Source organism: Micromonospora sp. WMMD1274 (genome assembly GCF_049179035.1).
Classification (GTDB): Bacteria; Actinomycetota; Actinomycetes; order Mycobacteriales; family Micromonosporaceae; genus Micromonospora; species Micromonospora tulbaghiae.
Genome location: NZ_JBMHMG010000001.1, coordinates 6,104,530 through 6,122,066, shown reverse-complemented (window position 1 = coordinate 6,122,066; position 17,537 = coordinate 6,104,530). Strand labels below are relative to the sequence as shown.

General features: G+C 73.4%; 14 protein-coding genes. 6 read left to right on the top strand and 8 right to left on the bottom strand.

Features of this window, described 5'->3' with window-relative positions; all coding sequences use genetic code 11:
* Positions 1–38 precede the first annotated feature (38 nt).
* Complete coding sequence (locus tag ACN27D_RS28875) at positions 39–1,676, bottom strand: cellulose-binding domain-containing protein (protein WP_421500516.1); 1,638 nt, start codon at positions 1,674–1,676, stop codon at positions 39–41.
* A gap of 344 nt (positions 1,677–2,020) precedes the next feature.
* Between ACN27D_RS28875 and ACN27D_RS28870 the strand changes: the two genes are divergently transcribed.
* Positions 2,021–2,932, top strand: coding sequence for a hypothetical protein (locus ACN27D_RS28870; protein ID WP_421500515.1), 912 nt, complete (start codon positions 2,021–2,023; stop codon positions 2,930–2,932).
* A 52-nt stretch (positions 2,933–2,984) separates the two neighbouring features.
* Here ACN27D_RS28870 and ACN27D_RS28865 read toward each other — a convergent pair whose 3' ends face one another.
* Positions 2,985–3,455, bottom strand: coding sequence for a hemerythrin domain-containing protein (locus ACN27D_RS28865; protein ID WP_120570376.1), 471 nt, complete (start codon positions 3,453–3,455; stop codon positions 2,985–2,987).
* Positions 3,456–3,690: 235 nt separating this feature from the next.
* Here ACN27D_RS28865 and ACN27D_RS28860 point away from each other — a divergent pair, with 235 nt between their 5' ends.
* Entirely contained in the window at positions 3,691–4,857 is a 1,167-nt protein-coding gene (locus tag ACN27D_RS28860) for a serine hydrolase domain-containing protein (protein ID WP_421500514.1), read from the top strand.
* Positions 4,858–4,915: 58 nt separating this feature from the next.
* On the opposite strand, the gene ACN27D_RS28855 is transcribed toward ACN27D_RS28860, so the two are convergent.
* Positions 4,916–5,569 (bottom strand): response regulator transcription factor, encoded by a 654-nt coding sequence (locus tag ACN27D_RS28855; protein WP_252448745.1) that lies wholly within the window; start codon positions 5,567–5,569, stop codon positions 4,916–4,918.
* Positions 5,557–6,783 (bottom strand): sensor histidine kinase, encoded by a 1,227-nt coding sequence (locus tag ACN27D_RS28850; RefSeq protein WP_421500513.1) that lies wholly within the window; start codon positions 6,781–6,783, stop codon positions 5,557–5,559. The genes ACN27D_RS28855 and ACN27D_RS28850 overlap by 13 nt, the downstream gene beginning before the upstream one ends.
* Before the next feature lie 167 nt (positions 6,784–6,950).
* Here ACN27D_RS28850 and ACN27D_RS28845 point away from each other — a divergent pair, with 167 nt between their 5' ends.
* The 4 genes from ACN27D_RS28845 (at position 6,951) to ACN27D_RS28830 (ending at position 12,721) form a co-directional block, all read left to right on the top strand.
* The gene (locus tag ACN27D_RS28845) at positions 6,951–7,163 is read left to right on the top strand and encodes a hypothetical protein (protein ID WP_120570380.1); all 213 of its coding nucleotides are present in this window, start codon (positions 6,951–6,953) and stop codon (positions 7,161–7,163) included.
* Positions 7,164–7,276: 113 nt separating this feature from the next.
* Positions 7,277–8,440: a low temperature requirement protein A gene (locus tag ACN27D_RS28840; protein ID WP_421500512.1), complete on the top strand. Its 1,164-nt coding sequence runs from the start codon at positions 7,277–7,279 to the stop codon at positions 8,438–8,440.
* Between the two features lie 100 nt (positions 8,441–8,540).
* Positions 8,541–9,917, top strand: a complete 1,377-nt coding sequence (locus tag ACN27D_RS28835) for a glycoside hydrolase family 43 protein (protein ID WP_421500511.1) — start codon at positions 8,541–8,543, stop codon at positions 9,915–9,917.
* A 50-nt stretch (positions 9,918–9,967) separates the two neighbouring features.
* Positions 9,968–12,721, top strand: coding sequence for a beta-L-arabinofuranosidase domain-containing protein (locus ACN27D_RS28830; protein WP_421500510.1), 2,754 nt, complete (start codon positions 9,968–9,970; stop codon positions 12,719–12,721).
* Positions 12,722–12,781: 60 nt separating this feature from the next.
* Here ACN27D_RS28830 and ACN27D_RS28825 read toward each other — a convergent pair whose 3' ends face one another.
* The 4 genes from ACN27D_RS28825 to ACN27D_RS28810 form a co-directional block, all read right to left on the bottom strand.
* Entirely contained in the window at positions 12,782–13,975 is a 1,194-nt protein-coding gene (locus ACN27D_RS28825) for a hypothetical protein (RefSeq protein WP_421500509.1), read from the bottom strand.
* The gene (locus tag ACN27D_RS28820) at positions 13,962–14,495 is read right to left on the bottom strand and encodes a SigE family RNA polymerase sigma factor (RefSeq protein ID WP_421500508.1); all 534 of its coding nucleotides are present in this window, start codon (positions 14,493–14,495) and stop codon (positions 13,962–13,964) included. Before ACN27D_RS28820 ends, ACN27D_RS28825 begins: the two co-directional genes overlap by 14 nt.
* 96 nt (positions 14,496–14,591) lie before the next feature.
* Complete coding sequence (locus ACN27D_RS28815; RefSeq protein WP_421500507.1) at positions 14,592–15,410, bottom strand: endonuclease/exonuclease/phosphatase family protein; 819 nt, start codon at positions 15,408–15,410, stop codon at positions 14,592–14,594.
* 114 nt (positions 15,411–15,524) lie between these two features.
* Entirely contained in the window at positions 15,525–17,480 is a 1,956-nt protein-coding gene (locus ACN27D_RS28810) for a GTP-binding protein (protein WP_421500506.1), read from the bottom strand.
* Positions 17,481–17,537: the final 57 nt, after the last annotated feature.

Genomic DNA, 17,537 nt, shown 5'->3' with positions numbered 1-17,537 from the left:
GGGTGAGGGCGGGGGGTTAGGGGGGAGAGTGCGGGGGGTTAGAGGGAGACGGGGCGGCCTCCCAGGGTTACCGTCAGGCGGCCGTCGGTGGTGGTGAAGGACCAGGCGAGGGCGCCGGAGTACGTGGCGCAGCGGGAGCCGTTGGTGCCGGACCAGAACTGGTTCGAGCCGTCCACGTTGCCGACCGTCTTGTCGTTGGAACCGCTGCCGGCGAAGCGGCAGGACGTGTTGCTCCGGAAGACCGAGGTGCCGGCGTCGAACGAGAAGTTGCGTTCGGTGTTGTCGATGCTCAGGTTGTTCGAGATCGTCATGGTGCCCGGGTTGCGGTTGTACGTGAAGCCGTGCTTGCCGTTGCGGTACGCGATGGTGCGCCGGACGGTGTGGTTGACCGCGATGTCCTCGCCGCCGAGCTTGAAGCCGTTGCGGTCGCCGTTGCCGTTCTGCGTGCCGTTGCTCAGCGTGCCGTTGCTGTACGCGAGCGAGTCCTCGATGGTCACCGCGCCGATCGCGCCGGTGTCGGACTTCGTGTAGAGGTCCCACCCGTCGTCGATGTTGTGGTGCGACACCGCGTACCGGAAGACGTTGCCGCCGCCGACGGTGAGCTTGGCCGCGAAGCCGTCGGCGTCCTCGCCGTCGGAGTCGGCGTTGTCGTGCGATTCCACGCTGACCATCAGGTTGTTCGCGGGCCACTGGTCGCGCGGCGTGCTGGAGGCGATCCGGGACAGTTGCAGCCCGGTGTCGCGGTTGAAGCGGGTCACCGTGCGCTCGATGATGTTGTTGCTGCCGCCGACGAAGATGCCGTTGTCACCGGCCCGCTCCACCACGAGCCCGCGCACGTGCCAGTACGAGGCGTTGAGCGCCAGTCCCCGGTTGGCCGGGTCCTCGCTCATCGCCGAGAAGTTCAGGATCGGCGTCTCGCCCGGGTAGGCGTACAGGTTCTTGCGGGCGCTCGACGTGCCGTTGTTGCCGGCGGCGACGGTGACCGTCTGGGACAGGTTGTACGTGCCGCCGCGCAGGTAGATCGTGCCGCCCGCGCCGACCCGGGTGATCGCCGCGGCGATCGTGGTGGGGCTGGCCTGGGTGCCGGCGGCCCCGGCGGTGCCGTTCGGAGCGGCGTAGATCGCACCGCCGGTCGGCGGAGGCGTGCTGGGCGGAGGCGTGCTCGGGGGCGGGCTGCTCGGTGGCGGGCTGCTGGGCGGAGGCGTGCTCGGCGGCGGGGCGCTGGTGGGCGGCGTGCCGGTGGTGGGGGTGACGCCGCCGGTGCAGGTGACGCCGTTGACCGCGAACGCGGAGGGTACCGGGTTGCTGCTGTTGTTCCAGGTGCCGTTGAAGCCGAACGACGTGCTGGCGTTGGTGCCCAGGCTGCCGTTGTAGCTGACGTTGGCGGCCCGCACCGAGGCGCCGCTGGCGGTGATCTCGGCGCCCCAGGCCTGGGTGACGGTCTGCCCGGCGCCGAAGGTCCAGGTGACGGCCCAGCCGGTGAGCGGGTCGCCGAGGTTCGTCAGGTTGACGTTGGCGGTGAAGCCGCCGCCCCACTGCGCGGTGACGGCGTAGTCGACGCGGCAGCCGGCGGCCGCCTGGGCGGCGGTCGCGCCGACGGCCAGGCCGGACGCGGCGAGCGCGGCCGTCGCCGCGGCGGACGTCCACAACACCGTACGGCGGTGTCGGTTGATCATGCTGGTCTCCTGCGGGTGGTGGTGCCGTGCCCACGTCGGCACCGATGCCCGGTCGGTGTCGGGGGTGGGCCTTGATACCCGGACGCCAGTGCCATGCCGAACGCTCACGTCTCCCGCACAGTAAGCGCTTTCAGCGCAGCCTAGCGATGGGCGTCGATGCGGTCAAACCTCGGTACGCACTGAACGATGTCGACGCGCCGCCCGTATCCACTGCCGACCGGAACATCGGCCGGAACCGCGATGCCGGAGCGGGCACGAGCAGATTCCTCCAGTCGTCACTTCGCACCGCGGAGACGGGGCGGCAGCCGCCGCGCCGGTCTCCCGGTCAACCAGAGGAGAGGTGCATGGCCAGGGGTACGCGCAAGACCGCGGTCCTGAAACTCGGCGGGGTGGGCGCCCTCGCGGCGCTGTTGTTCGCCGGTGGGCTGCAACTGGCGTCGGCGGGCGAGAACGGCCGCCCGGCCACCACCGCCGCCGCGCAGACCGTGAACTGCCCGACCGTACGCGACAAGCTGCCCGCCGTACCCGCGGCGGCCGCGGCCCAGGTGGAACGGGAACTGGCCAACCTGGACCAGGAGATCGCCCGGCAGAACGAGCGGCTGGCCCGGCAGGCGGTACGCCCCGAGGGCGGCCCGAACTTCGTCGACAACGCGATCCTCGGCCCGCTGCGCAACAAGCGGATCGCCGTGCTCGACCGGATCGAGATCGCCTTCAACCGGATCGGCGCGCAGCGCCCGGACCTGGACGCGCTCGCCGCCTGCTCGCTCAACGCCCCGGGCGTGCCGAGCGCCGTCAACGGCGGCGCCACCCAGGGCGGCGACGGCCGGAACGGGGCCGGCCAGAACGGGGCCGGCCAGAACGGCAACGGTCAGAACGGCAACGGTCAGAACGGCAACGGTCAGAACGGCAACGGTCAGGGCGGCAACGGCAACGCCGGCGGGCAGGACGGCAACGCGGGTGGCGCGGCCCGGACCGTCGACTGCCCCCGGGTCGACCTGCCCGCCGTCCCGGCGGCGGCCGCTGCCCAGGTGCAGGCCGAACTGGCCACGCTGGACAAGCAGATCGCCGAGGCCGACGCCCGCCTCGCCCGGCTCGCGGTACGCCCCGAGGGCGGGCCGGCGTTCATCGACAACGCGATCCTCGGCCCGCTGCGCAGCAAGCGCGTCGCGGCGCTCGACCGCATCGAGATCGCGTTCAACCGGGTCGGCGCGCAGCGGCCCGACCTGGACGCGCTCGCCACCTGCGGCCTGAACTGATCCGGCCCGGTCGCGGCCCGGCGGTGCGCATCCCGCCGGGCCGCGACCGCTGTCACAGCGGCCCGAACACGTCGCCCGGGTCGTCGTCCAGCGAGAGCGTCTCCAGCACCGCCAGAAGCTGCCGTTCCTCGTACCGGAAGTGCGACTCCATGATCGCCGCCACGCCCTCCAGGTGCCGGGCCAGTTCGCCGGGCGGGGCGTCGCGGGCCACGGCCGCGCCCAGCCCGGTCAGCAGGTACCCGATCATCGAGTGGTCCTGCCGCAGCCGGTCCAGCGTGGCGCGCAGTTCGGGATGCCGCGCCGCGATCGCCGGGAAGAGGCTGCGGTCCTCGCCCTCGTGATGCGCGGTCAGCGCCGCGCAGAACCCGTGGCAGTACAACAGCAGGTCACGCGTCGCCGGGCGGGCCGGCTCACCGTCGGCGAGCGCCCGCCGGGTCAGCTCCAGCGCCTCGCGCAGCCGCTCGTGGACGGCGCGCATCTCGCGGCTCCAGGCCACCAGCCTGGTCTGTCCGCCCTCAGCCATGTGGCGAGGGCGAAGGGACGACGAGTGTCATCGTCGTACTCCCTTCGATCCGGCGCCTCCATGCCTGACACGGTCTGCCACCGGCACGCGACGCTGCGCGGAGCCTAACCGGCGGCACCGGCGCCATCAAGTAGTGCCAGCGCTACCCCGCTTCGGGCAGCAGGCGGTATGGAGCGTGGCGCCCGATTCTCCGAGGCTTGAGGCCGTACCCGTTCACCTCCGTCGAGGAGTTCCCATGATCCGCCGTACCTTCCCGGTCGCCGTCGGCGCCACGGCCCTGCTGACCGTCGCCGCGCTGGGTGTGCCCGCCGCGTCCGCCACGACCACCGACGCCCGGCGTCCCGCCGGCGACGCCGTCCAGCAGCGACTGGACGGCCTGGTCGCCGAGCACGGCTTCCCCGGGGCGCTGGCCTCCGTACGCCGCGACGGCCGGGTGCGCGACTACACCGCCGGGGTCGGTGACCTGCGCACCGGCGCCGCGATCCCCCGCGACGCCCGGGTGCGCGTCGGCAGCAACACCAAGACGTTCACCGCCGTGGTCGTCCTCCAGCTCGTCGGCGAGGGCCGCATCGACCTGGACGCCACCGTCGAGCGCTACCTGCCCGGCATGGTGCGCGGCAACGGCAACGACGGGCGGCGGATCACCGTACGCCAGTTGCTGCAGCAGACCAGCGGCCTGCCCGACTACGACGACGTGGTGTTCAGCAAGGCGCAGGACCTGGTGGACCGGCGCAGCGACTACTTCGACCCGCGCCGGCTGGTGGACGAGGCGCTCACCCAGTCGCGGCACTTCCCGCCGGGCGAGAAGTGGGAGTACAGCAACACCAACTTCGTCCTGGCCGGGCTGATCGTCGAGCGGGTCACCCAGCGCCCGGTCGGCGAGGAGATCACCCGGCGGATCATCGAGCCGCTGCGGCTGCGCGACACGTACTGGCCGCAGACCGGCGAGCAGGACCTGCCCGGCCGGCTGCCGCGCGGATACGTGGCGGTGGAGCCGGGCGCGCCGTGGGTCGACGTGACCCGGATGGACCCGTCGCTGGGCTGGGCCGCCGGCCAGCTCGTCTCGACCCCGTCGGACCTGCGGACGTTCTTCGAGGCGCTGCTGGCGGGCAGGCTGCTCGAGCCGGCCCAGCAGGCGGCCATGACGCGTACCGTGCCGGCGCCCGATTTCGAGCCCACCGGCGTCTGGGAGTACGGCCTGGGCATCGCCCGGCACGAGCTGCCCTGCGGCGGTCACGCCTGGGGGCACGGCGGCGACATCCAGGGCTTCGAGACGCGCAACCTGTCCACCACGGACGGGCGCAGCGCCGTGGTCGCGGTGACCGCGCTGCCGACCGGTCTGGAGATGTTGGATGCGGTCAGCAGCACCGTCGACGCGGTCCTGTGCGGCACCGGCCGCTGATCCCGGGTCACCGCAGGCGCGCCGCCTCCCCGCGAGGCGGCGCGCCTGCGCGCGTGGCCTACCGCCGGCCGTCGAGATAGCGCAGCACGGCGGTGACCCGGCGGTCGGCGCGGTCGTCCGGCGGCAGGCCCAGCTTCGCGAAGATGTTGCGGATGTGCTTGTGCACCGCGCCCTCGGTGACGAACATGCGTTCCGCGATCGCGCTGTTGCCCAGCCCTTCGGCCATCAGCGCCAGCACCTCGTGCTCACGCGGCGACAGCTCGGCCAGCGCGGTGTCCGGCCGCCGGTTGCGGGCGAGCAGCTGCCCGACCACCTCGGGGTCGATCACGCTGCCGCCGGCCGCGACGCGGTGCAGCGCGGCGAGGAACTCCTCGACCCGGCCCACCCGCTCCTTGAGCAGGTAGCCGAGCCCTGACGCGCCGACCGAGAACAGCTCGGTGGCGAACGCCTGCTCGACGTACGCGGACAGGACCAGCACCGCGAGGCCCGGCCGGCGGCGGCGGGCCTCGACCGCGGCGACGATGCCCTCGTCGGTGTGCGTGGGCGGCATCCGCACGTCGACGATCGCCACGTCGGGGCGGTGGTCGTCCACAGCGGTCAGGAACTCCCCCGGTGTGCCGGCGGTGGCGACCACGTCCAGGTCCTCGGCGCGCAGCAGCAGCGCCAGCCCTTCGCGCAGCAGCGCGTCGTCCTCGGCGATCACGATCCGCATGGCAGCTCCACGTGCATCCTCGTCGGTCCTCCCGGTGGACTCGTCAGCGTCATCCGCCCGTCGTAGGCCCCGACCCGGCGGCGGATGCCGGTCAGCCCGGAGCCGCGCGTCTCGTCGGCGTCCCCGCGCCCGTCGTCGGTGACGGTCACGAGCAGCCGGTCCCCCTCCCGGCGCACGGCGACCTCCACCGCGCTCGCGCCGCTGTGCCGGACCACGTTCGTCAGCGCCTCGGCCACCACGAAGTACGCGGTGGCCTCGACCGACGCCGCGCAGCGCACGTCGACGTCCACCGACAGGCGGCACGGCACAGCGCACGCCGCGGCGAGTCCGTCGAGTGCCCCGGCCAGCCCCCGGTCGCCGAGCACCGGCGGCAGGATGCCGCGCACCACCGTACGCAGCTCGCCGAGCGCCTGCTCGGCCGCGTCCTGCGCGCGTTCCAGGATCTCGTCGGCGCGGGCCGGGTCACGGCGTACCGCCCGCCGCGCGGCGCCGAGCAGCACGTTCACCGCGACCAGCCGGTTCTGCGTGCCGTCGTGCAGCGAGCGTTCGATCCGGCGCAGTTCGACCGCGTGGGCGTCGAGCGCGGCGGCCCGGGTGGCGGTGAGTTCGGCGACCCGCAGCGACAGGTCGACACCGGGCGGCGGGGGCAGCAGCCGGCGGCCCGGCCCGGCCTGGAGCCGCGCCAGCGCCGGGCCGGACGCGACCGCGAGGACCAGCCACCCGACTCCGAGGACGCCGACCGCGAGCGCGTCGCCGAGCCCGTCGATGCGCCACCACCCGATCCCGGGCTCGCCCGCGTCCGGTGGCACCAGCCGGTACCACAGCGGGAACGTCATGTCCTGCACGGCGTAGATCGGCAGCGCGAGCGCGATCAGCCCGGCGCCGAAGCCGAGCGTTCCGTGGGCGGCGATCCAGCGCAGTTCCCGCCGCACGACCGGATCGCGCAGGGCCGGGCGCAGGGCCTCCGGCGCCGGACCGGGCGACGGGATCGGCGACCCCCACCGGGACAGCCGGGCACGCTCGCGGTCGGCCACCGACCGCACCGCCCGCAGCATCCCGGGTACGAGCAGCAGCCCGACCCCACCGACGCAGGCCGCGGCCACGACGACCAGACCGAGCAGCGCGCCGAGCGCCAGCACGGCGGTGCCGAGCCCGCCGACGAGGTGCTCCAGCGCGTCCACCGCGGCGCGGAACCGCCTGCGCACGTACTCCATCCCCGGCCCACCCCCGGCCGCCACCATAGGTCACCGCCCTCGCCGCCTGTCACTGCCGGACGCGGAAAGTACAGCCTGCTGTACCCCGGCCGTCGTGCTGGCGGGATCGTTCCCGGCCGGCCGCGCGCCTAGCGTGGTGGCAGAAGAGATCACCCGAGGAGGCAGCCGTGAACGACCTGGACCGTACCGCCGAGACCGCCGCAGCCCCGACGCCGGTCACCCGGATGCGCCCGCTGCTGTGGCTGGTGCTGATCGTGAGCGTGGCCGCCAACGTGACGCTGTCGGCCGTCCTGGACAACCCGTGGGCCGGTTCCGCCTTCGGCGCGCTGGCGCTGGCGTGCGGGGTGACCCTGGCGATGAACCACTACCGCAACCGCTGACCGCCGCGGGCGGGCCGTGACGACGATCGGCCCGCCCTGCCGCGTTCGCCCGCGCGAGCGCCGCACCGGCTGGTACGACTGGTGTCGGCGACGGCGCGTACCGAGGGGACCGGATGGCGAGTGGGCTGCGAGGACATCTGCTGCGGCCACGTGAGGCCTCCCGCCGGGCGTCGTTCCTGGAGCTCTTCTTCGACCTGGCGTTCCTTCTCGCGCTGAACCGGCTGTCCCTGACTCTGGAGCACGACCTCAGCCTCGGCGGGGCGTTCCGGACCGCCCTGCTGCTGGCGCCGATCTGGTGGGTGTGGTTCGTGACCGCGTGGTCGACGGACTGGTTCGACCCGCGCTCCCCGGTGATCGTCGCGCTGCTGATCTGGGTGATGTTCGGCGGCCTGCTGATGGCGGCCTCGGCACCCACCGCGTACACCGGGCACGCGCTCGTGTTCGCCGGCGCGTACGTGGCGATCCACCTCGGCCGGCCCGCCCTCCTGCTGCCGGCGCTGCGCGGGCATCCGCTGCGGCTGCGGAGCCTGCGGGTGGCGATCTGGTTCGCGGTCTCCGGGGTGCTCTGGGTGGCCGGCGCGCTCGCCGGTCCGGCGCAGGTGGCGCTCTGGACCGCGGCGGTCGTGCTGGATCTCGCGCTGGCCCGGCTGCGCTGGCCGACGCCCGGGCTGGGCCGCGCGACCTGGAGCGACCTCCAGATCGTCGGCGAGCACCTGGCCGAGCGCTACCAGCAGATCTACATCATCGCGCTGGGTGAGCTGATCCTGTCCGCCGGGATCGTCTACAGCGCCACCGGCTTCGACAGCTACCGGACGCTGGCGTTCGCGCTGGTGTTCGTCAACGCGGTCAGCATCGGCGCGCTCTACCTGGTGCCGGGCGGCATGCGGCTCGGTACGGCGATCGACGCGCTGGGGCCGACCGGGAGCCGGCTGGGCCTGCTGGCCGGCTACCTGCACCTGGTGATGGTGGCGGGCGTGGTGGCCGCCGCCGTCGGCGCGAAGGTGATGATCGCCGAGCCGCTGTCCCGCGACCCGGCCGCTTTCCTGGTGACGCTCAGCGGCCCGGCGCTGTTCCTGATCGGCTGGATCCTGCTCGCGGCGGCCGTCCATCACCGGGTGTCCTGGCACCGGCCGGCCGGGCTGGTGGCGCTGGTGGCGCTGGGACTGCTGGCCCACCGGCTGCCGCTGCTGGCCGGCTCCGCGCTGATGGCCGCGCTGCTGATCGCCATCGTGGTCGTGGAGACCGCCGCCCTCCGGCGGACGGGCCGGCCGCGTTAACGCTGCGAATCGATTGACAGTCAGCTATGCAAACGCCAGGCTAGAGGGCGTTGTTAGCGTTAACTCGGCCGACATCTCCCCCGCAGAGAAAGGCCCCCTCGTGCCCCTGACCCGACGCGCGTTCACAGTCGGCGCCCTGTCCGCCGCCGCATCCGGCGCGCTCAGCCTGCCCCGCGGCGCACTCGCCGCGCCGAACACCGCCTACGCGATGGCGTACTTCACCGAGACGCCGAACGGCGTCGGCGCCGACTACGGCCTGCACCTGGCCGTCAGCCGGGACGGCCTGAACTGGACCCCGCTGAACCAGAACAATCCCGTGGTCACCCCGACCGCCGGGCAGCTCGGCCTGCGCGACCCGTTCGTGCTGCGCAGGACCGACGGGACGTTCGTGGTGCTGGCCACCGACCTCAAGGGCACCAACTGGGGGCTGACCAGCCAGTACCTGCACGTGTGGGACTCCACCGACCTCACCGCGTTCACCGGCTACCGGCGCATCCGGATGCACACGCTCGACACCCACACGTGGGCGCCGACCGCGTTCTGGGACGCCGCCCGCGGCCAGTACGCGATCGTCTACTCCGCCAACAACGGCCGGGACGTGCTGTTCGTCAACTACACGAGCGACTTCCGCACCGTCAGCGCCCCGCAGGTCTACTTCAGCCCGGGCTTCGGCGTGCTCGACGGCGACGTGGTCGTCGACGGCGGCACCACGTACCTCTACTACAAGAACCTCGACGACGGCTACCTGTACGGCGCCCGGTCCGCCACCGGCGCGCCGAACAGCTTCACCACGTACACCAGCGGCCTGCGGCAGGGAAACGCGATCGAGGCACCGCTGCTGCTGCGCACCAACGAGGGCGGCTGGCGGCTGTGGGGCGACTCGTTCAGCCCGGTCAACAACGACTACTACGCCTGGTCCACGACCACCATCTCGGGCAACTCGTGGACGCCGCTGAACCAGCGCGACTACACCCCGCCGCTGAACTCCAAGCACGGCTCGATGATCGGCATCAGCGACGCCGAGTACGCCGGCATGGTCAACCGCTGGGGCACGCCGAACTGGGTCCGGCTCAAGTCGTCGAACCTCCCCGACCGCTACGTCCGGCACACCGACCGGATCGCCCGCGTCGACGCGTACCCGTTCGACCCCTACCAGGACCAGATGTGGCGCATGGTCCCCGGCCTGGCCGACTCCGCCGGCGTCTCGTTCGAGTCGGTCAACTATCCCGGCAACTACCTGCGGCACTACGACTACGCGGTCCGGCTCGACCCGAACGACGGCACCGCCACGTTCCGCGCCGACGCCACGTTCCACCGCACCGCCGGCCTGGCGGACGGCACCTGGTCGTCGTTCCGCTCGCACAACTTCCCCACCCGCCACCTGCGGCACTACGACTACCGGCTGCGCATCGACCCGCTCGGCGCCGGCTCCCCCGCGATCGACCGCCAGGACGCCACGTTCCGGGTCACCGCGTAACCGTTCCCCACCACCACCGTCCCCCACCGTCCCCCGCCACGGAGGCCGACATGCCCGCTCCCCTGGTGAACCGCCGCTTCGTCCTGCGCACCACCGCCGCCACAGCCGTCGCGGCCACCGCCGGCGCCGCCGCCGGGTCCGTCGCCGCAGGCGGCACGGCACACGCCGCGCTGCCACCGGCCCGCCCCGACATCGGCGTGTCCGCGTACGCGTTCGACCCGGGCCAGGTACGGCTGACCGCCGGCCGCTGGCAGGACAACCAGAACCGTACGGTCGCCTACCTGCGCTTCGTCGACGTGAACCGGCTGCTCTACAACTTCCGGGCCAACCACCGCCTGTCCACCGGCGGCGCCGCCGCCAACGGCGGCTGGGACGCGCCGAACTTCCCGTTCCGCACCCACATGCAGGGGCACTTCCTGACCGCCTGGGCACAGGCGTGGGCGGTGCTCGGCGACACCACCTGCCGGGACAAGGCGCTCACCATGGTCACCGAGCTGGCCCGCTGCCAGGCCAACAACGGCGCGGCCGGATTCAGCGCCGGATACCTGTCCGGCTTCCCCGAGTCCGACTTCACCGCGCTGGAGGCCCGGACGCTGAGCAACGGCAACGTCCCCTACTACTGCATCCACAAGACGCTCGCCGGGCTGCTGGACGTGTGGCGGCTGATCGGCAGCACCCAGGCCCGGGACGTGCTGCTGGCGCTGGCCGGCTGGGTCGACCAGCGCACCGGCCGGCTCACCTCGGCCCAGATGCAGGCCATGCTCGGCACCGAGTTCGGCGGCATGAACGCGGTGCTCACCGACCTCTACCAGCAGACCGGTGACGGACGGTGGCTCACCGTCGCGCAGCGGTTCGACCACGCCGCCGTGTTCAACCCGCTCGCCGCGAACTCCGACCAGCTCAACGGGCTGCACGCCAACACGCAGGTGCCCAAGTGGATCGGCGCGGCCCGGGAGTACAAGGCCACCGGCGCCACCCGCTACCGGGACATCGCCGTGAACGCGTGGGCCATCACGGTCGGCGCCCACACGTACGCCATCGGCGGCAACAGCCAGGCCGAGCACTTCCGCGCCCCGAACGCGATCGCCGGCTACCTGCGCAACGACACCTGCGAGGCGTGCAACACGTACAACATGCTCAAGCTGACCCGGGAGCTGTGGCAGCTCGACCCGGACCGGGTCGCGTACGCCGACTTCTACGAACGCGCGCTGCTCAACCACATGATCGGCCAGCAGAACCCGGCCGACGCGCACGGCCACGTCACGTACTTCACCCCGCTCAACCCGGGCGGGCGGCGCGGTGTCGGCCCGGCGTGGGGCGGCGGCACCTGGAGCACCGACTACAACTCCTTCTGGTGCTGCCAGGGCACCGGGCTGGAGACCAACACGACGCTCGCGGACGCGATCTACTTCCACAACGACACCACGCTGACGGTCAACCTGTTCGTCCCCTCGGTGCTCACCTGGAGTCAGCGCGGCATCACCGTCACGCAGGCCACCTCGTACCCGGTCGGCGACACCACGACGCTCACCGTCACCGGTTCGGTGGGCGGCTCGTGGACCATGCGGATCCGGATCCCGGCGTGGACCAGCGGGGCGTCCGTCAGCGTCAACGGCGTCGCGGCGGGCATCGCCACCACGCCGGGCAGCTACGCCGTGCTGACCCGCGCCTGGACCTCCGGCGACACGGTCACGGTCCGGCTGCCGATGCGGGTCGCCACGGTGGCCGCCAACGACGACGCCGCGGTGCAGGCCGTCACGTACGGGCCGGTGGTGCTCTCCGGCAACTACGGCAACACCACGTTGAGCGGCCTGCCGGCGCTGGATCCCGCCTCGGTCACCCGTACCGGCACCGGCAGTCTCGCGTTCACCGCCCGGGCGGACGGCGCCACTGTCAACCTCGGCCCGTTCTACGACGCCCACGGGCACAACTACACGGTCTACTGGCGGGTCGGCGCGGGCGCCGGCGGCGGGGAGGCGAGCTTCCGGCTCGCCAACGCGGCGAGCGGCCTCGTGCTCGGCATCCAGAACATGTCCACCGCCGACGGCGGGCTCGCGCTCCAGTGGGGCGACACCGGCACCGCCGACCACGACTGGCAGCTCGTCGTCGACGGGTCGGCGCTGCGGCTGCGCAACGTCAACAGCGGCAAGGTGCTGGGGGTGGAGAACATGTCCACCGCCGACGGCGCCCGGATCCTGCAGTGGGCGGACAACGGCACCGCCGACCACCTGTGGACCGTCGTCGACGTCGGCGACGGCAGCCACAAGCTGCGCAACGTGCACACCGGCAAGCTGCTCGGCATCTCCGGCGGCTCGACAGCCCAGGGCGCGTTCGCCGTGCAGGACCCGGACAACGGGAGCCTGGACAACCAGTGGCGGTTCCTGCCCAACGGGGCGCGGCGGATCCAGAACCTCGGCAGCGGGCTGGTGCTCGGCGTGCAGAACATGTCCACCGCCGACGGTGGCCTGGTCATCCAGTGGGGCGACACCGGCACCGCCGACCACCTCTGGACCGCGCTCGTGGACACCGGTGGCTACCTGCGGCTGCGCAACGGCAACAGCGGCAAGGTGCTGGGCGTCGAGGGCGGGTCGACAGCGGCCGGCGCCCGGATCGTCCAGTGGGCCGACAACGGCACCGCCGACCACAGGTGGCGGCTACGGCACGGCGGAGGCGGCTGGTTCCGGATCCAGTGCGCGAACGGGGGCCGGGTGCTCGGGCTCAGCGGCGGCTCCGGCGCCCAGGGCGCGCAGGCGGTCCTCGCCGACGACACCGGGGCCGCGCACCAGCGCTGGCGGTTCCTGTAGATCAGGCGGTGACGGTGGGAGCGGTCCGGCCGCTCCCACCGTCACCGGGGCGTTCTCGGGTCAGGGTGTCAGGGCGTCCCCGGCGGGCGTCCAAGTCGACTCGTCCCGCACGTCGTCGGCGACGGTGATCCCCTCGGCGATCCGCAGCAGCTCGGCCTGGGGCAGCTGGCCGCCGACGCCCTCGGAGCTGACCTGGACCACGACACTGCCGTCGGCGCTCCAGACGTTGCAGAACCCGCCTCTGCGGGCCGCACCCGGATAGCACCTCGTCGCGCCGGGCTCCGGTGACTGGTTGGAGCTGGTGCTCGGCGTGACGAAGATGTGGAACCCGTCCCTGATCCCGCCCTCGACCGAGTCGAACGGCGCGGTCAGGCCCGAGGTGCGCAGGGGCGGCCTGGTGTACGTCGCGCCGCCGTAGTCACCGGCGCGGGCGGTGGCGATGCCGCTCAGGCCGGGCATGGCGTGCGTGCCCACCTGGAGCGGCACGTAACCCCGCGGCAGGTAGCCCACCGTGAACGGCAGCGGAGCCGGCGTCGGCCCGGCCGGCTTGAGGCCCGCGACCAGGCCGCCCAGGTCTTCGAAACTCGGCGTCGCCGCGTCGCGGGAGATCGACGTGACGGCCGCCCAGGCGTTGTGGGCGTACTCCCAGGCGAACAGCTTGTTGCCCGGATCCACCGGGTTGCGTGGTTCGAAGCCGAACGGCAGCGTCGCCTGCACCGCCCTGCGCCCGGCCACCCGGACGCTCCGGCCGTCCTTGACCGCGGCCGGATCGAAGGCGCCGGGCCGGTAGACGGTCAGGTACGCCCACAGGCTCGGCTTCGCCCCGGCGGCCGTCTTCTCCTGCTCGATCGCCTCGGCCTCGTCCGGGCCGACGGGCCTGTCGTTCGAGGTGTGCCGGTCGGAGTAGACGGGAGCGATCTGGTACGCGGTCGACACGACGATCGGGTCCTGCACGTGCAGCGTGCCGGCGTCGTATCCGGTGAAGGTGAAGGTGAACGGCGAGGCGTCCGGCCAGGGGCTGACGCCCGGACGCGGCGCCCCGGACAGCGCCGAGGAGGTGCGCCTCGCGTCCAGGGTCGGCACCGTGATCGCGGCGGCGACCGCCACCGCGACGAGGCCCGCCGCGCCGGCTGTGGCGAACCGGGTCCGGCGGCGCCGTTCGGCGCGCCGCCCAGCCGCGACGATGTCGTCGACGGTACGGCCCATCGGCGGCTCGTCGCCGGTCACGGCGTCCACCAGTTCACGCAACTGCATTGGTCCACTCCCCTATCGGCATGCCGGTGAGATTGAGGTGTTCGCCGCCGAGTGACTCGCGCAGCTTCGCCAGCCCGCGGGAGACCTGGCTCTTGGCCGTGCCCACCGTGCAGCCGAGCACGGCGGCCGTGTCCTCCAGGCTCAGGTCCAGGTAGTGCCGCAGCACCACGGCGGCCCGCTGCCGCGCCGGCACGGTCTCGAGCGCCGCCCGCAGGCGCATCCGCTCGTCGGTCGTCGCCGCCGTGTCCCGCACCGTGACGTCCGGCATGGCGTCGCCGGCCGACCGTTCGCGCCGCCAGGGCCGGCGCGTCTCGTCGATCGCGGCCCGGTACACCATGGTCTTGACGTAGAGATCGGGCCGTTCCAGCTTCCGCCAGCGCGGATAGAGCTTGACCAGCGCGTTGGCCACGGCGTCCTCCGCGGCGTGCCAGTCGCCGCAGGTCATGTACGCCAGCTTGCGCAGGGACGCCATCTGTGACGTCACGAACTCGCGGAACGCTTGCTCGTCTTCGGCTTTCAATCGACTGCCTCCTCGTGACGGAGGTAGAACGGCCGGACCCGCCCGGGACGTTGCACGGGCGGCGGACCAATTCCACCGCGCTTACGGAGACCCCGGTCAGTACCGTCCCGGTGGCGGCACGGACCACGAGCGGATCATGGTCGCCAGCAGCGCCGGATGGTCGGTCGTGCCGCGCATGTCCACCGCGCGGCGGCAGCAGATCGTCACGCCGCTCGACGTCACGATCTGCTGCCGGGCGCCGTCGTCGATCCGCCGGTAGCCGGCCGGCACGCAGGAGCGCACGTCCGGCGTGCCACCGGCACGGAGGTTGAGGTCACCCCCGACGACGGCCGGCGCGCTCCCGGCGTCGCCCCGGACGTCCGGCACCACCGCGCCGAGCAGATGTCCGCACTGGGCCAGCGCGACCTGGGCGCTGGTGTTCGCCAGGTGCGTGGTGCAGGCGTGGAGTCCGGCGGCCCGGACGCACAGCCAGACCCGTTCCTCCGGGTCGGCGAGGTCCTGCGCCGGGTAGGTCCCCCGGTGCACCGAGGGCCGGGCGTCACGGTCGTCGAGGCGGGTCAGCAGCCCGATCCCGTACGGCTCGCCGTTGTTGCACCGGGTGGGACCGCGGGAGGGGCGGTCACCGGCGGCCTGGAACGCGGACATCACCGTCCCGCCGGCACGGGCGGCCCGCAGCGTCCGCTCCAGCGTCACCACGTCGTCGCGGCAGATCTCGTTGAGCGTGACCACGTCGGGCGTCTCGGCGGCGATCACGTCGGCGGCCTGGCGGACGGCCCGGCCGGTGTAGCAGCCGGCCCGGCCGCTGTTGCACAGGTTCATCTGGAGCACCCGCAGCGTTCCCGTGCCGGTGGCGCCGGCGCCCGACGACCCGGCGGGCAGCCCGGCCACGACGAGCAGGCACACCGCGGCCAGCACCCGGCGGACACGCCGGGCGGGGCGGGTGGCCGGCTGCGCTGACAGCGGGGCTCCAACGGGTACGGGCGGCGGCGGGCGCCGGTGATCCTATCGCCGCAGCGCTCCCGTCGCCGCCTACCTCGGTACGGCCCGGAACCACGCCTCCCGGTCGTCCGGGTCGGGCCCGCGCCGGGGCAGCCTCGGCGGTTCCTCGCCGCTGACCGGCGCGTAGTGGTCGAAGGTGGTGGTCAGGACCGCCTCGCCGCCGGTGAGGTCGGGCAGGGCGGCGACGACCCGCGGCACCCGGGCGGACGGCAGGGTGCCGCTCACCTCCAGGTATCCGCCCGCGACGGCGGTGTCGTGGACGACCGCTCCGAGCCGGCCGAGCAGCGCCAGCACCGTCTCCACCGTGTGCCGGGGGAGGTTGACGTCGAACCGCTCGATCGGCTGGCACACCCGCGTACCGGCCTGCCGCAGCGCGGCGGCGACCACGACCGGGGCGAGGTTGCGGAAGTCCGCCGCCACCGTCGAGATCGACTTGTCGAACTTCTGGTGCGGCCGGCTCTGCCGGGGCCAGTACCGGGACGCCGTCATGGTGACGGTGCAGTCGGTGACCGGCCACCCGTGCCGGCCCTGGCGCAGCGCCGCCCGCACGCCCTCCTCGGTGGCGGCGACGAACGCCGGCGGCAGCCGGCCCGGCTCGATCCCGGGACGGAACTCGATGCCGTGCCCGGCCGGGGCGGCCTCGATGCGCAACCCCAGCCCGGCCAGGTACGGGTTGCCGCGCTCCCGTACCCGCTCCTCGGCGCCGCCGGTGCCGGCGACCCGTTCGATGCAGGCGGTGAGCGTGCCGGAGAACCGCACCCGGACGCCGTACCGGTCCTCCATCAGGGCTGCGAGGACCTCCTTCTGGACCTCGCCGTGCAGGCGGATCACCGCCTCGGCCTGCTGCTCGTCGAGGCGCAGGTGCACGAGCGGGTCCTCGTCGGCCAGCTCGGCCAGGCCGGCGAACATCGCCAGGCGCTGCGCCGGGTCGACCGGCTCGACGACCGCCTGCCGGGTCGGCGGCGGGAACCGGTAGGCGTGCCGCCGCGGCGGGTCGCCGATGTGCTGGCCGATCCGGGCCGACACCCCGCGTACCGCCGCGATCTGCCCGGCGCAGACCGACCCGCGCACCAGCATGCCCTCGGGCTCGATGACGGCGATCTCGGTCACCGGTTCCGGACGGCCGCCGGTGAGCCGCACCCGGTCCCGCACCCGCAGCCGCCCGGACCACAGCCGCAGCCAGACGCGCCGGCCGCGCCCGTCCCGGTCGACGGCGAAGACGGTGCCCGCCGGCGGGCCGTCCCGCGTCTCGCCGTGCGGCAGCAGGTCGGCCAGGACGTCGCACAACTGGCGTACCCCGGCGCCGGTGATCGCCGAACCACACACCGCGGGGACCAGCTCGGCGCGGCCGACCGCGCGGCGGAGCGCCCGCCGGACGTCGCGGACGCGCACCGGCCGATCGGTCAGCCAGCGCGCCGCCACCGCGTCGTCGACCTCGGCCACCTCCGCCACCACGGGTTCGGCGTCGAGGTCCACGGCCTGCACCCGGGCCTCGCGGCGGCCCTGGCCGGTGACCGTGCCGAGAAGCACCGGCCGCGCTCCGAGCCGGTGCCGCACCTGGGCCGTCACCCGGTCCACGTCGGCGCCGCCACGGTCGACCTTGTTGAAGAAGAACACGGTCGGCACGCCGATGCGGCGCAGCGCCCGCCAGATCGCGACGGTCTGCGGCTGGACGCCCTCCACGCTGGACACCACGAGCACGGCGGCGTCGAGGACGGCCAGGGACCGCTCGACCTCCGCGATGAAGTCGGGGTGGCCGGGGGTGTCGAGCAGGTTGATGCTCAGGTCGCCGATGGTGATCGACGTGACGGCCGCGCGGATGGTGATGCCGCGGCGGCGTTCCAGGTCCATCGAGTCGGTCCGGGTGGTGCCGGCGTCGACGCTGCCCGGCTCGGACACGGCGCCCGCCTCGTAGAGCAGGCGTTCGGTCAGGCTGGTCTTTCCGGCGTCAACATGCGCGACGATTCCGAGGTTCAACAGGGCCAAGGCGGAGCTCCACGGTAGGACGGGCAAGGGTCCGAAGCGTGGAAGCTGCTCGCATCG